Origin of the sequence: Kitasatospora sp. GAS204B (genome assembly GCF_029892155.1) — a bacterium.
Lineage (GTDB): Bacteria > Actinomycetota > Actinomycetes > Streptomycetales > Streptomycetaceae > Kitasatospora.
Genome location: NZ_JARZAG010000009.1, coordinates 208237 through 222609 on the forward strand (window position 1 = coordinate 208237; position 14373 = coordinate 222609).

At 72.3% G+C, this 14373-nt stretch carries 12 protein-coding genes; 1 reads left to right on the forward strand and 11 read right to left on the reverse strand.

Annotated elements, in window-relative coordinates:
• Positions 1-48: 48 nt before the first annotated feature.
• The 11 genes from P3T41_RS15285 to P3T41_RS15335 form a co-directional block, all read right to left on the reverse strand.
• Entirely contained in the window at positions 49-1341 is a 1293-nt protein-coding gene (locus tag P3T41_RS15285; protein ID WP_280690376.1) for a glutamate-5-semialdehyde dehydrogenase, read from the reverse strand.
• A gap of 66 nt (positions 1342-1407) precedes the next feature.
• Positions 1408-1803, reverse strand: coding sequence for a hypothetical protein (locus P3T41_RS15290; RefSeq protein WP_280690435.1), 396 nt, complete (start codon positions 1801-1803; stop codon positions 1408-1410).
• 139 nt (positions 1804-1942) lie between these two features.
• Entirely contained in the window at positions 1943-3097 is a 1155-nt protein-coding gene (proB, locus tag P3T41_RS15295) for a glutamate 5-kinase (protein WP_280690377.1), read from the reverse strand.
• Between the two features lie 88 nt (positions 3098-3185).
• Positions 3186-4664 carry a GTPase ObgE gene (obgE, locus tag P3T41_RS15300; protein ID WP_280690378.1) on the reverse strand — a complete coding sequence of 493 codons (1479 nt, stop codon included), beginning with the start codon at positions 4662-4664 and terminating at the stop codon, positions 3186-3188.
• 115 nt (positions 4665-4779) lie between these two features.
• Complete coding sequence (gene rpmA / locus P3T41_RS15305) at positions 4780-5037, reverse strand: 50S ribosomal protein L27 (protein WP_030058248.1); 258 nt, start codon at positions 5035-5037, stop codon at positions 4780-4782.
• Between the two features lie 16 nt (positions 5038-5053).
• Positions 5054-5368 (reverse strand): 50S ribosomal protein L21, encoded by a 315-nt coding sequence (gene rplU / locus P3T41_RS15310; RefSeq protein WP_280690379.1) that lies wholly within the window; start codon positions 5366-5368, stop codon positions 5054-5056.
• 278 nt (positions 5369-5646) lie between these two features.
• The gene (locus P3T41_RS15315; protein WP_280690380.1) at positions 5647-9078 is read right to left on the reverse strand and encodes an Rne/Rng family ribonuclease; all 3432 of its coding nucleotides are present in this window, start codon (positions 9076-9078) and stop codon (positions 5647-5649) included.
• A gap of 342 nt (positions 9079-9420) precedes the next feature.
• Complete coding sequence (locus P3T41_RS15320; protein WP_280690381.1) at positions 9421-10224, reverse strand: TIGR03936 family radical SAM-associated protein; 804 nt, start codon at positions 10222-10224, stop codon at positions 9421-9423.
• Between the two features lie 161 nt (positions 10225-10385).
• Positions 10386-10811, reverse strand: coding sequence for a PIN domain nuclease (locus P3T41_RS15325; RefSeq protein ID WP_280690382.1), 426 nt, complete (start codon positions 10809-10811; stop codon positions 10386-10388).
• Positions 10787-11047 carry a type II toxin-antitoxin system VapB family antitoxin gene (locus P3T41_RS15330; protein ID WP_280690383.1) on the reverse strand — a complete coding sequence of 87 codons (261 nt, stop codon included), beginning with the start codon at positions 11045-11047 and terminating at the stop codon, positions 10787-10789. Before P3T41_RS15330 ends, P3T41_RS15325 begins: the two co-directional genes overlap by 25 nt.
• A 123-nt stretch (positions 11048-11170) precedes the next feature.
• Complete coding sequence (locus P3T41_RS15335; protein ID WP_280690384.1) at positions 11171-13096, reverse strand: TIGR03960 family B12-binding radical SAM protein; 1926 nt, start codon at positions 13094-13096, stop codon at positions 11171-11173.
• A gap of 139 nt (positions 13097-13235) precedes the next feature.
• On the opposite strand from P3T41_RS15335, the gene P3T41_RS15340 reads away from it, so the two are divergent.
• Positions 13236-14369, forward strand: coding sequence for a M14 family zinc carboxypeptidase (locus P3T41_RS15340; protein ID WP_280690385.1), 1134 nt, complete (start codon positions 13236-13238; stop codon positions 14367-14369).
• Positions 14370-14373: the final 4 nt, after the last annotated feature.

Consider the following 14373-nt stretch of genomic DNA (forward strand, 5'->3'; position numbering starts at 1 on the left):
CGATTTGTCTGTGGCTCCCGGCACTTGGGCCGGCGCGGCGTAGGCCGATCAGCCGCCGACACTCGGGGCGGGGGCGCCGCGCAGGTGTCCGTCACCGGTGACGATGTACTTGGTCGAGGTCAGCTCCGGCAGGCCCATCGGTCCCCGGGCGTGCAGCTTCTGGGTGGAGATGCCGATCTCGGCGCCGAAGCCGAACTCACCCCCGTCGGTGAACCGGGTGGAGGCGTTGACCGCGACCGTGGTCGAGTCGACCAGCTGGGTGAAGCGGCGGGCGGCGGCCTGCGAGGTGGTCACGATCGCCTCGGTGTGGCCGGAGGACCAGCGCCGGATGTGCTCGACCGCGGCCTCCAGTGAGGGCACCACGGCGGCCGCCAGGTCCAGCGAGAGGTACTCCGCGCCCCAGTCCTCGTCGGTGGCGGGCAGCACGGTGGCGGGCGAGCCGGCCGCCAGCTTCCGCACCTCCTCGTCGCCGTGCACGGTCACTCCCGCCTCGGCGAGCGCGGCCAGCGCGAGCGGCAGGAACTCCGCGGCCACCGCCTGGTGGACCAGCAGCGTCTCGGCCGTGTTGCAGACGCTGACCCGCTGGGTCTTGGAGTTGAGCAGGATGCCGACCGCCATCGCCAGGTCGGTGTCGGCGTCCACGTAGACGTGGCAGTTGCCGGTGCCGGTCTCGATCACCGGCACCGTGGAGCCCTCCACCACGGTCTTGATCAGCGAGGCTCCGCCGCGCGGGATCAGCACGTCGACCAGGCCGCGGGCCCGCATCAGCTCGGTCACCGACTCGCGGCTCTCGCCCGGCACCAGCTGGATCACGTCGGCGGGCAGCCCCGCGGCGGCCACCGCGTCGCGCAGCACCGCGACCAGCGCGGTGTTCGACCGGTAGGCGGAGGCCGAGCCGCGCAGCAGCACCGCGTTGCCGGACTTCAGGCAGAGCGCGGCGGCGTCCACCGTGACGTTCGGGCGGGCCTCGTAGATGATGCCGACCACGCCGAGCGGGACCCGGACCTGCCGCACGTCCAGGCCGTTGGGCAGCGTGTAGCCGCGCACCACCTCGCCCACCGGGTCGGGCAGGCCGACCACGCTGCGCACGTCGGCGGCGATCGCGGCGATCCGCTCCTCGGTCAGGGTGAGCCGGTCGATCACCGAGTCGGGCGTACCGGCCGCCACGGCCCGGGCGACGTCCTCGGCGTTGGCGGCGGTGATCTCCGCGGCCCGCCCGGTGAGCGCATCGGCGATCGCCAGCAGCGCGGCGTCCTTGGCCGAGCGCGGCAGCGGAGCGAGCGCGGCGGCGGCCGTACGGGCGCGGCGCGCGGTGGCGAGGACGGGGCTGTCGATGGTCATGCTCTGAAGGGTAGCGACCGGGCGGCCGCCGACTTCGCCACCGTCACCCAGTGAGACATCCGCTTCTCAGTACGGGTGCACGCCGCCCAACTGGGACGGCGGTTGCCCGAACCCTTCGGCGATCCGCTGGTGGTAGGTGGCCCGGTCGACCACCTCCAGCCCGACGATCTCCCAGGGCGGCAGTTTGGCGCTGGCCTTGTGCTCGCCCCAGAGCCGCAGCGCGATGGCCGCCGCGTCGTGCAGGTCGCGGGCCTGCTCCCAGTAGCGGATCTCGGCGTGGTCGGCGGCGTAGCGGGCGGTCAGGAAGAACGAGTGGTCGTGGGCGAGCCGCTCCAGCCCCGCGCGCAGCGGAACCAGCGGGGTCACCTCCCCCGCCACGCTGAGCACCACGTGCCAGAGCCGGCCCTGCTCGGCACCGTCCCCGTCCTGCCCGTCGTTCCCGCCGTCGTAGCCGAGCCGCAGCTGATGGACGGTGGCACCGCCCTCCTCCGCCACCTCCGGCAGCGCTCGGTCGCCCCAACGTCCCACCGGCGGCCTCCTGTTCGGCGTTGGTCTGTGCCCGGCTTCGGTCTGTGCCCGCCCGCCGCCACCGGACGGACCGTCAGCCGCGCAGCACCACCAGGTCGTCCCGGTGGATGACCTCGCGCTCGTACGCGGCACCGAGCTCCTGGGCCAGGTCCCGAGTCGACCGGCCGAGCAGGCGCGGCAGCTCCCTCGCATCAAAGTTGACCAGGCCACGAGCGACGATGTGGCCGTTTTCGGCAAGAAGGTCGACCGGATCGCCCGCAGCGAACTCGCCGTCCACCTTGGTGACGCCCGCCGGCAACAGCGACTTGCCGCCCTCGACCACCGCGCGCACCGCGCCCTCGTCCAGGTGCAGGGCGCCGCGCGGGCTGCTCGCGTGGGCCAGCCAGAGCAGCCGGTCGGCGGTGCGCGCGCCGGTGCGGGTGAAGAGCGTGCCGGTGGGGCGCCCGGCCAGCGCGTCGGCGGCGTGCCGGGCGGCGGTGAGCACCACCGGGATCCCGGCGCCGGTGGCGATCCGGGCCGCCTCGACCTTGGTCACCATGCCGCCGGTGCCCACCCCTGCCTTGCCGGCGCTGCCGATCTCGATGCCCTGGAGGTCGTGCGGGCCGTTCACCTCGGCGATCCGCCGGGTGCCGGCCTTACCGGGGTCGCCGTCGTAGAGGCCGTCCACATCCGAGAGCAGGATCAGCAGGTCGGCCCGGACCAGGTGGGCGACCAGCGCGGCCAGCCGGTCGTTGTCGCCGAACTTGATCTCGGCGGTGGCCACCGTGTCGTTCTCGTTGACCACCGGGACGGCGCCCATCGCGAGCAGCTGGTCCAGCGTGCGGTAGGCGTTGCGGTAGTGGGCGCGGCGGCTGGCGTCCTCGGCGGTGAGCAGCACCTGGCCGACCCGCAGGCCGTAGCGGGCGAAGGAGGCGGCGTAGCGGGCCACCAACAGTCCCTGGCCGACGCTGGCGGCCGCCTGCTGGCGGGCCAGGTCCTTGGGGCGGCGGTCCAGCCCGAGCGGCGCCAGCCCGGCCGCGATCGCGCCGGACGAGACCAGCACGATCTCCGGTGCGCCGGACCTGGCCAACGCCTTGGCGACGGCGTCGACCAGCGCGTCCACCCGGTCCGCGTCCAGTCCGCCGGCCGCCGTGGTGAGCGAGGAGGACCCGACCTTGACCACGATCCTGCGGGCGGTCAGCACGTCCTGACGGAGCGTCGGATCGGTCAGGGGGGTCTGATCGCTCATCGGTCTTCCTCGCTGCGCCGGTCCGGTCTCCCGCGCAATCTACGCGAAATCCCGGACCGGCCCGTAGCGGGTTTCACCCGGTGGACGGTCAGTCCTCGTCGTCGCCCTCGTCCAGCTCGGCGGCGCGGCCGGAGGAGAGCGCCTCGAAGGCGAGGTACTCGCTCTCGGCGGCGTCCCGGCCCTTCTGCTTGTCCCGGCGGCGGTCGACGGCCGGGCGGGGCGTCTCGAACCGGTGGTCCTCGCCACGGCGGCCGAGCATCTCGGCACCGGCGGCCATGGTCGGCTCCCAGTCGAAGACGACCGCGTTCTCGTCGGGACCGATGATGACGGTGTCGCCCTCCTGGGCGCCGACCTTCCACAGCTTGTCCTCGACGCCGAGCCGGGCCAGCCGGTCGGCCAGGTAGCCGACGGCCTCGTCGTTGGCGAAGTCGGTCTGGCGCACCCAGCGCTCCGGCTTGATGCCGCGCACCCGGTAGGCGCCGTCCTCCTCGGTGACCGTGAAGCCCGTGTCGTCAACGGCCTTGGGCCGCAGCACGATCCGGGTGGCCTCCTCGATCGGCTTGGCCGCGCGCGCCTCGGCGACGATGCCGGCCATCGCGTAGTTCAGCTCGCGCAGACCCGCGCGGGAGGCGGCGGAGACCTCGAAGACCCGGTAGCCGCGCTCCTCCAGGGAGGCGCGGGTGAGGTCCGCGATGTCCTGTCCGTCCGGCACGTCGATCTTGTTCAGCGCGACCAGTCGGGGCCGGTCGTCCAGGCCGCCGTACTGGGAGAGTTCGGACTCGATGGTCTCCAGGTCGGTGAGCGGGTCGCGACCGGGCTCCAGGGTGGCGCAGTCCAGCACGTGCACCAGCACGGAGCAGCGCTCGACGTGCCGGAGGAACTCCAGGCCCAGGCCCTTGCCCTGGCTGGCGCCGGGGATCAGCCCGGGCACGTCGGCGACGGTGTAGACGGTGTCGCCGGCGGTGACCACGCCGAGGTTGGGGATCAGGGTGGTGAACGGGTAGTCCGCGATCTTCGGCTTGGCGGCCGAGAGCACCGAGATCAGCGAGGACTTGCCGGCGCTCGGGTAGCCCACCAGGGCGACGTCGGCGACGGACTTGAGCTCCATCACGATGTCGCGGGCCTCGCCCGGCTCACCGAGCAGCGCGAAGCCGGGGGCCTTGCGCCGGGCGGAGGAGAGCGCCGAGTTGCCGAGCCCGCCGCGACCGCCGGCCGCGGCGACGAAGCTGGTGCCGTGACCGACCAGGTCGGCCAGCACGTTGCCCTGCCGGTCCAGCACCACGGTGCCGTCCGGCACCGGCAGCACGATGTCCTCGCCGTTGGAGCCGGTGCGGTGGCCGCCCGCGCCCGGCTTGCCGTTGCCGGCCTTGCGCTTGGGCGAGTGGTGGTACTCGAGCAGGGTGGTGATGTTGGCATCGACCAGCAGGGTGACGCTGCCACCCTCACCGCCGTTGCCACCGTCAGGACCGCCGAGCGGCTTGAACTTCTCCCGGTGCACGGAGGCGCAGCCGTGGCCTCCGTTACCCGCGGCGACGTGCAGTTCGACGCGGTCCACGAAGGTGGTCATGAGCGGTGCCTCCAGTTGACAAACAGGGTGAGAGAACAGGAGTTCTCTGAAATGCGTGCAGGGTGGACCGGAGAGACCCGATCCACCCTGCACAGGACCCAGCGGAAGAGCTGGATCAGGCCTCGACGGCCACGATGTTGACGACCTTGCGGCCGCGACGGTTGCCGAACTGAACCGCACCGGCGGTCAGCGCGAACAGGGTGTCGTCGCCACCGCGACCGACGCCCGCACCCGGGTGGAAGTGGGTGCCACGCTGGCGGACCAGGATCTCGCCGGCGCTGACGACCTGACCGCCGAAGCGCTTCACGCCGAGGCGCTGGGCGTTCGAGTCACGGCCGTTGCGGGTAGAGCTTGCGCCCTTCTTGTGTGCCATCTCGCTATCCCCTTACTTACTTCGCGGAGTCGATGCTGGTGATGCGGACGGCGGTGTGGCGCTGGCGGTGACCCTGGCGCCGACGGTAGCCGGTCTTGTTCTTGTAACGGAGGATGACGATCTTCTCACCCTTGGTGTGGTCGACGACCTCGGCGTGGACCTTCACGCCGGCCAGCACCCACGGGTCGACGGTGACCGCGTCACCGTCGGAGATCAGGATGGTCGAGAGCTCCACCGAGTCACCCGGCTTGACGTCAATACGGTCGATCTCCAGCACGTCGCCCACGGCGACCTTGTGCTGGCGGCCGCCGGCGCGAACGATCGCGTACATGCGGTACCTGCTTTCCACAACTCGGTTCGGAACTCTCGATGCCAGCCGCTGGGTATGGACACAGCAGCCTCCCCCGCTCCTTCTCGCGAAGGCCCGGGAGGTGATGTGCTCGGGAGCGTGGCGTAGACACGCCGAAGGTCAAGAATACGGACCGGCCGCCACTGGAGCAAACTGAGGAGTTTGCCGAGCGATCGGGTGCTCGGCAGACCACCGAGCACCCGTCAGCCGGGCCCTACGAGGCGCGGGAGTGACCGGTGTGGCCGCCCCCGCGCTCCGGGTCACTCCGCGGCCGAATCACCCTCGGCCGCGGCTGCCTTCTTGGCCGCCGCGCTGGTCCGCTTGGTCGCGGTCTTGCGGGCGGTGGTCTTCTTGGCCGTCGTCGTCTTCTTGACGGCGGCGGCGGTCTTCTTGGCGGCGGCCTTGCGCGGGGCCCGCTTCTTCGGCGCCGGCTCCTCGGCCGGGGCCTCCTCGGCGGACGGCTCCTCGGCCGGTGCCTCCTCGGCGGCCGGCTCCTCGGTGCCGGACTCCGCGGCCACGGGCTCCTCGACCGGCGCCTGCGCGGCGGCGGCCAGCGCGGCCTCCACCACGGCCTCGGCGCGCGACTGCAGCACCACGATCTCGGCCTCGTCCGGCGCGCCCGCCGAGGCGGTCGCCTTGCGGACCGCGCGACGGCGGGTGCGACCGGCGGCCGGGGCCGCGGCGGTCAACGCGATTTCCACCAGGGTGGGCTGCTCGACGACCGGGGCCTCGGTGGCCGGCTGGGCGGCGGGCGCCTCGGCGGCCGGTGCCTCGGCGGCCGGCTCGGCCGGCGCCTCGCGGACGATCAGCTCGAACTCCTCGTGCTCGTGCTCCGGGCCCGACTCGTCCTCGATCAGGTGCGGCTGCGGCTCCTCGTGCCCGGCCCCGCCCTTGCCGCGACGGCGGCGCTTGCCCGCACCCGCACCCTCGCCGGCGGTGCCGACCGGGCCGCCACCGCCACCGGGGGCGGTCGGCTGCTCCATGTGGACGATCACGCCGCGCCCGTTGCAGTGCACGCAGGACTCGGAGAAGGACTCCAGCAGGCCCTGGCCGACCCGCTTGCGGGTCATCTGCACCAGGCCCAGCGAGGTGACCTCGGCCACCTGGTGCTTGGTCCGGTCCCGGCCCAGGCACTCGAGCAGGCGGCGCAGCACCAGGTCACGGTTGGACTCGAGCACCATGTCGATGAAGTCGATCACGATGATGCCGCCGAGGTCGCGCAGCCGCAGCTGGCGGACGATCTCCTCGGCCGCCTCGATGTTGTTGCGGGTGACGGTCTCTTCCAGGTTGCCGCCCTGGCCGACGAACTTGCCGGTGTTGACGTCGACCACGACCATCGCCTCGGTCCGGTCGATCACCAGCGAACCGCCGCTGGGCAGCCAGACCTTGCGGTCCAGCGCCTTCATCAGCTGCTCGTCGATCCGGTAGGTGGCGAAGACGTCGACGTTGGACGTCCACTTCTGCAGGCGGTCCGCCAGGTCGGGGGCCACGCCGCCGACGTACTCGTGGATGGTGTTCCACGCCTCGTTGCCGGAGACGATGACCTTGCTGAAGTCCTCGTTGAAGATGTCGCGCACGACCCGGACGGTCATGTCCGGCTCGCCGTAGAGCAGCGTCGGCGCGTTGCCGGTGGCCGCCTTCTTCTGGATCTCCTCCCACTGCGCCTGCAGGCGCTGCACGTCGCGGGTGAGCTCCTCCTCGCTGGCGCCCTCGGCGGCGGTGCGCACGATGACGCCCGCGTCGTCCGGGACGATCTTCTTGAGGATCTGCTTGAGGCGGGCCCGCTCGTTCTCCGGCAGCTTGCGGCTGATGCCGGTCATCGAGCCCTCGGGCACGTAGACCAGGTAGCGGCCGGGCAGCGAGATCTGGCTGGTGAGGCGGGCGCCCTTGTGGCCGATCGGGTCCTTGGAGACCTGGACCAGCACGGACTGGCCCGACTTCAGCACCGACTCGATCCGGCGCGGGCCGCTGTGGCCGAGCTGGCCGAAGTTCACCTCGCCGGCGTAGAGCACCGCGTTGCGGCCCTTGCCGATGTCGACGAACGCGGCCTCCATCGACGGCAGCACGTTCTGGACCTTGCCCAGGTAGACGTTGCCGACGTAGGAGGTGGCCTGCTCCTTGTTGACGTAGTGCTCGACCAGGACGCCGTCCTCCAGGACGCCGATCTGGGTGCGCTCGCCGTTCTGGCGGACCACCATGACGCGCTCGACCGACTCGCGGCGGGCCAGGAACTCGGCCTCGGTGATGATCGGCACCCGGCGGCGGCCCAGCTCGCGGCCCTCACGGCGGCGCTGCTTCTTGGCCTCCAGGCGGGTGGAGCCCTTGATCGACTGCACCTCGTCCGGGTCGAAGGACGGCTCGGTCGAGCGGCGACGCGGCTCGCGCACCTTCACGACCGTGCGGACACCGTCCTCGGCGGCCGGCTCGGCGGCGGGCTCGCCCCCGGTGTCCCCGCTGCGACGGCGACGGCGGCGACGGCGACGCGACGAGGCCAGGCCGTTGGCCAGCTCGTCGTCCTCCTCGTCGTCATCCTCGGCCGACTCGGCCTCGACCTTGGCGGTCTCGCTCGCCGCGGCGGCGGGCTGCTCCAGCTCCTGGCCCTCGGTCTCGAACTCATCGGCCTCACCACGACGGCGACGGCGGCCGCCACGACGGCGACGGCGCGAGGACGGCCGGCCGTCCTCCTCCCAGTCGCTCTCCTGCTCCGGGCCCTGCGCGGGCGCGGCGAGCTCGGCGGGCTGCTCCGGCGCGGCGGGAGCCGGCGCCGGGGCGGGCGTGGGGGCGGCGACAGCGGCCGAACGGGCGGCACGGGCCGGCGGGGTGACCCGCACGGCGGCGCGACCGCCGCGGCGACGGCGGCCGACGCCGCTGTACTCGTACTCGTCCTCCGACTCGCTCTGGGCCGGAGCGGCCTGAGCGGCGGCCTTCTTCGGTTCGGCGGGCGCGGCCTGGGCGGCGGCCTTCTTCGGCTCGGCGGGCGCCGGGGCGGCCGCGGCCTGGCCGGTGGCGACGTAGGCGGTGGGCTCCTGGAAGACCGGGGCCTGGAAGACCGCGGTGGCCGGGCGCACCGCACGGCGGCGGGCCCGGGGGGCCTCGGCGGGCTGCTCCTCGACCGGGGCGGGCTGCTCGACGGCGGCCTCCTCGGCGGGCTCCTCCTCGACGGCGGGCTCTTCGGCGGCGGGCTCCTCGACGACCGGGGTGGTCACCGGGGCCTCGGCACGCTTGCGGGCTCGACGGGCCCGGACCGGCTTCTCAGCGGCGGGCTCCTCGACCGGCACCGGCTCGGCGGCCGGGGCCTCCACAGCAGCCGGCGTCTCCTCGGCGACCGGGGCCTCGGCACGCTTGCGGGCCCGGCGGGCCCGGACCGGCTTCTCAGCGGCGGGCTCCTCGACCGGCACCGGCTCGGCGGCCGGGGTCTCCTCGACGACCGGGCTGGTCACCGGCGCCTCGGCACGCTTGCGGGCCCGGCGCGCTCGGACCGGCGGCTCGGCGGCGACCGGCTCGGCCGCGGGTGCCTGGGCCGCCGGGGCGGCGGCGGTGGTCTCGACCGGGATCACGGTCTCGGCGCCCTCGGCCCCCTGCGGGGTGCCGGCCGGGCGGGACACCGCGCGGCGACGGCGGCGCGGCGGTGCGGCATCCCCGATCGGGTTCTGCTGCGAATCGTTGTTCTCGTTGTTCTCGTTCTCAGGCATGCGGGTGGATCTCCCGTCAGGCCCCCGGGCTCCGCACCCAGGCACGGCCGGGCACCGGTGGCCGGCCTCGGGCGCTATGGCGCCCAAGCCGACTCTCCACGGTGCCGCCGTGCGGACGCGAGGCCGCACAGGGGCTCGTAGTCTCACTCGGCGCCCCGCACGGTGCGGGGTGTCGAAAAGTCTTCTGGTCCAACCAGTGTTCTCAGGTTTTCCCAAGCTGCGCGGCCCCACAACCCAGGTGGCTCCCAGGGCCTGTGCGCGACGACGCTCGCTCCCCTGGGGAGCCGCGGCGGCCTGGAGCGCGCAGAGCCGGGCGGTTAATCCGGCTCTGGCCTCCGCCCGCTAGGCGGACGCTGCGGCCTGCGGCTCGACGGCCGTGTCCGATGGGACGGCCGGGGCCGCAGCGCGGTCGAGCGCCAGCGGGTCGGTCACCGTGCCGGTCTCCTCATCGAGCGGCCCCTGCGCCAGCCTGGTCACCTCAGCGGGGACCGGCAGCGCCAGGTCGGCCGTCGCACGGAGACCGGACAAGACGTCGTCTGGTCGTACGGCTGGTGTGGCGTGTCGTACTACCAGGCGCAGTATCGCACAGGCCTGACCGGTACGAACATCGGAGGTGGCTGAGTATTCCCCGAGCGGACCAACGCCGACCTGGGACGAGACCAGCTCCAGCCGGCTCACCGCCTCGCGCGCGTCGAAGACCCGCAGCCCGTTCTTGGTCTGCCGTTCGACCTCGACCCGCTCGGCGGCCAGGAACAGCGCGACCGCCCGCCCCGCCTCGGCCTCGGTCACCTGGGGCAGCCGCAGCTCCCAGTGCGAGGCCTCCAGCCGCTCCACGAAGTTCGCGGTGCGCACCTCGACGGCGTCCACGATGTCCAGCCCGGTCGGCAGCGACTCGTCCAGCTGCGCGCGCAGCGCCTCGGGGTCCCGGACCTCGGCCAGGCCGATCTCCAGGTACTCCGCCTCACTGGCCACCCCGGTCGGGGCGGCGTTGGCGTAGGACACCTTGGGGTGCGGGGTGAAGCCGGCCGAGTACGCCATCGGAACGGCGGAACGGCGCAGGGCCCGCTCGAAGGCGCGCTGGAAGTCCCGGTGACTGGTGAAGCGCAGACGGCCCCGCTTGGTGTAGCGCAGACGGATGCGCTGCACCGTCGGCGCGGGAGGCGGACCGTCGGGCGTGCGGCGTGCCAGGGTCGCTCAGTCCTTCGTGAGAAGCCGGGGTCCGATCGGGGCAGGGGTACTGCTGGGGCCACCGGTCCGGACTCTGTCAATGTGCAAGCCTACCCGGGCCCGGACCGCCACCCGCCGGCTCAGTCCAACGACCCCGGCTCGGCCAGCCAGCGGGTCTTCAACTCGGTGTGCTGGGCGATGGTTTCGAAGTCGCGGTCGTAGTGCAGCACGGTGAGGTCGTGATGGAGCGCGGTGACGGCGACGAGGAGGTCCGCCAGGCTCGGCGCGCGATGATGCCCGGCCGAAGCCATCGCCAGCTGTAGCCGTCCGAGCCGCCGCCAAGCGTCGTCCGGCAACTCCCACCAGGTGTAGAGCTGCCCCAGGCCCACTGCCAGCTGTTCCATCTCGGCCGCGGAACGCGCGGAGTAACGGAGCTCTGCCTCAGTAGGGGCACAGATGCCGATCAGGCCTGAAGCAGCGATGCCACCCCAGTTGGCCAGAACCTCCGGGCGCCTCATCCGCGCCACCCCCGAGGTGTCGATCAGGAAGGACTCCCGATCTCCCATTCCGCCCCACCATGCCCTCTGCCCCAGGCCTCATGCTTGAAGCCGGGCTCCAGCGCCTTGTCGAAGGCACCATCCTCCGCGAGCCGCACCAGGTCTGCCAGCGCCCGCTCTCTGCGGCGTCGCGCCCCTATTTCGACCAGGGCGGCATTGACGGTGTCCTTCTTCGTCTTAGTTCCGAGGACCTCGGCAGCAATAGCGAGAGCCTCGTCGTCGATGTCGATCATCGTCTTTGACATATTCCACACCACCAGTCATTGATCCATAACCGACAGTAAAAACTATAGCACATTTAAGGTATTCGAACACCAAGATGCCCCGAGTGGATATATCCACTCGGGGCATCCCCATCTATCGAACGCCTACTTCACCACGGTCAGCGGCAGCAACTTCTGTCCCGTAGGTCCGATTTGAATGGAAGTGTCCATCTGCGGACACACCCCGCAGTCGAAGCACGGCGTCCAGCGGCAGTCGTCCACCTCGACCTCCTCCAGCGCGTCCTGCCAGTCCTCCCAGAGCCAGTCCTTGTCGAGGCCGCTGTCCAGGTGGTCCCAGGGCAGCACCTCCTCGTAGGTGCGCTCGCGGGTGGTGTACCAGGCGACGTCGACGCCGGTGCCGGCCAGGCCCTTCTCGGCGCTCTGCATCCAGCGGTCGTAGGAGAAGTGCTCGCGCCAGCCGTCGAAGCGGCCGCCGTCCTCGTAGACCGCGCGGATGACCGCGCCGATCCGCCGGTCGCCGCGGGAGAGCAGGCCCTCGACGATGCCGGGCTTGCCGTCGTGGTAGCGGAAGCCGATGTTCTTGCCGTACTTGCGGTCGCCGCGGATGGAGTCGCGCAGCTTGGCCAGGCGGGCGTCCGTCTCCTCGGCGGAGAGCTGCGGGGCCCACTGGAAGGGGGTGTGCGGCTTGGGGACGAAGCCGCCGATCGAGACGGTGCAGCGGATGTCGTTCTGACCGGTGACCTCGCGACCCTTCTGGATCACGTTCTTGGCCATGGTGCCGATCTGCAGCACGTCGTCGTCGGTCTCGGTGGGCAGGCCGCACATGAAGTACAGCTTCACCTGGCGCCAGCCGTTGCCGTAGGCGGTGGCGACCGTGTTGATGAGGTCCTCCTCGGACACCATCTTGTTGATCACCTTGCGGATGCGCTCCGAGCCGCCCTCGGGGGCGAAGGTCAGGCCCGAGCGGCGGCCGTTGCGGCTCAGCTCGTTGGCGAGGTCGATGTTGAAGGCGTCGACCCGGGTGGAGGGCAGCGAGAGGCCGATCTTGTCCTCGGTGTAGCGGTCGGCCAGGCCCTTGGCGATGTCGCCGATCTCGGTGTGGTCGGCGCTGGAGAGCGAGAGCAGGCCGACCTCTTCGAAGCCGGTGGCCTTCAGTCCGCGCTCCACCATCTCGCCGATGCCGGTGATGCTTCGCTCCCGCACGGGGCGCGTGATCATGCCGGCCTGGCAGAAGCGGCAGCCACGGGTGCAGCCGCGGAAGATCTCCACGGACATCCGCTCGTGCACCGTCTCGGCGAGCGGGACCAGCGGCTGCTTGGGGTAGGGCCACTCGTCCAGGTCCATCACGGTGTGCTTGGAGACCCGCCACGGCACGCCGGGGGCGTTCGGCACCACCCGGGCGATCCGGCCGTCGGGCAGGTACTCGACGTCGTAGAACCGGGGCACGTAGACCCCACCGGTCTTGGCCAGGCGCAGCAGCAGCTCGTGCCGGCCGCCGGGGCGGCCCTCGGCCTTCCAGGCCCGGATGATCTCGGTGATGTCGAGCACGGCCTGCTCGCCGTCGCCGACCACCGCGCAGTCGATGAAGTCCGCGATCGGCTCGGGGTTGAACGCGGCGTGGCCGCCGGCCAGCACGATCGGGTCCTCGTCGGTGCGGTCCCTGGCATCCAGCGGGATGCCGGCCAGGTCGAGCGCGGTCAGCATGTTGGTGTAGCCGAGCTCGGTGGAGAAGGAGAGCCCGAACACGTCGAAGGCCTTGACCGGCCGGTGCGCGTCCACCGTGAACTGGGGCACCCGGTGCTCGCGCATCAGCGCCTCCAGGTCCGGCCAGACGCTGTACGTCCGCTCGGCCAGCACGCCCTCGCGCTCGTTGAGTACCTCGTAGAGGATCATGACGCCCTGGTTGGGCAGCCCGACCTCGTACGCGTCCGGATACATCAGCGCCCACCGCACGTCACAGGAGTCCCACTCCTTGACGGTCGAGTTGAGCTCGCCGCCGACGTACTGGATCGGCTTCTGGACGTGCGGGAGGAGGGCCTCCAGGCGTGGGAAGACCGATTCGACTGGCATACGGCGAAACCCTTTGTGAGTACGGGTGGGGGTGACCCTCAAGGGTAGCGCGAGCTGTCCGGTCCCCCGGAACGGCGAGTGGCGGCGGCCGGCCGACGGCGTTGACAGTGCGCGATCGACCGTGCGCTACTGGGCGGCTGTGTATCTGACTCATGAACAACTCCTGTCGCACGCAAGGGAACTGGCCCGCACGAAGGCGTCCTGCACGCTCCGCCGGGTCGGCGAGTCCGCCCAGGGACGGGGGCTGTACCTGCTCTCGGTCGACCGGTCTGGACCCGATGTGCTGGTGGTGGCCGGCGCGCACGCCAACGAGCCGGTGGGGATGAGCACCGTCCTCGCGCTGGCCCACCGGGCGCTGGAGGGGCCGAGCGGCGCCCGCTGGAGCTTCCTGCTCTGCCTGGACCCGGACGGCGCCGTGCTCAACGAGGGGTGGCTGGCGGGGCCGCTCACCATGGCCCGGCACTTCGAGCACTTCTACCGGCCGCCCACGGACGCCCAGCCGGAGTGGCTCGGGGACGCGCCGCTGCCCGAGACGGCGGCGCTGCTGAGCGTGATCGAGGAGTTGCGCCCGGCGCTGCAGTGTTCGCTGCACGGGGTGGACTTCGGCGGGGCCTTCGTCCAGCTCACCGAGCCGATCGCGGGGCTGCGGGAGCCGTTCGGTGTCGACCCGGGCGTCCCGCTGGACGTCGGCTCGTTCGACGCCCCGTACTGGCCGATGCCGTACCCGGGCGTCTACCTGCGCCCCGCGGCCGGTCGCCCCGACGCGTTCGACGCGACACCGGCAGTCACCGAGCGCTCCACCTGGCTGATGCCCAGCGGGCCGACCGCCGTGGTCGAGGCGCCGATGTGGGCGGTGCCGGCGGTGGCCGACGGCGCGCCGCACCCCGAGCCGCAGAAGGCGCTGCGGGTGCTGGCCGAGCGCCTGCGCACCGGGTTCCCGGACCTCGCCGGGGTCGGCGGGGCCGACCCGTTCGCCCGTGCGGCGGCGGAGAACGCGGCGGTCGGAGTGGCGCTCGCCGACGAGTGGGAGCAGAGCACGTGGGCCCGCACCGTCGCCCAAGTGACCGCGCTGGAGCTTGCGGCCGAGCGGCTGCCGCTGCGGGCGGCGGCCGGGCTGGCCCGGCTGGGCTCGAGCGCAGACCGGGCGGGAGAGGTGGCCGAGCGGTGCCGGTGGATCGAGCGGCGGTTCGCGGCGCGCTGGGTGCCGGTGCACCGGCAGGTCGCGCTACAGGCCCGGGCGGTCGAGTCGATCGCCCGGGCCGTGCTCGGCTGAGACC

Coding starts and splice junctions, on each gene's coding strand:
- P3T41_RS15285 (WP_280690376.1), bottom strand. CDS start 1,341: ATGACCATCGACAGCCCCGTCCTCGCCACCGCGCGCCGCGCCCGTACG.
- proB (WP_280690377.1), bottom strand. CDS start 3,097: ATGAGCGATCAGACCCCCCTGACCGATCCGACGCTCCGTCAGGACGTG.
- obgE (WP_280690378.1), bottom strand. CDS start 4,664: ATGACCACCTTCGTGGACCGCGTCGAACTGCACGTCGCCGCGGGTAAC.
- rpmA (WP_030058248.1), bottom strand. CDS start 5,037: ATGGCACACAAGAAGGGCGCAAGCTCTACCCGCAACGGCCGTGACTCG.
- rplU (WP_280690379.1), bottom strand. CDS start 5,368: ATGTACGCGATCGTTCGCGCCGGCGGCCGCCAGCACAAGGTCGCCGTG.
- P3T41_RS15315 (WP_280690380.1), bottom strand. CDS start 9,078: ATGCCTGAGAACGAGAACAACGAGAACAACGATTCGCAGCAGAACCCG.
- P3T41_RS15325 (WP_280690382.1), bottom strand. CDS start 10,811: ATGGGAGATCGGGAGTCCTTCCTGATCGACACCTCGGGGGTGGCGCGG.
- P3T41_RS15330 (WP_280690383.1), bottom strand. CDS start 11,047: ATGTCAAAGACGATGATCGACATCGACGACGAGGCTCTCGCTATTGCT.
- P3T41_RS15335 (WP_280690384.1), bottom strand. CDS start 13,096: ATGCCAGTCGAATCGGTCTTCCCACGCCTGGAGGCCCTCCTCCCGCAC.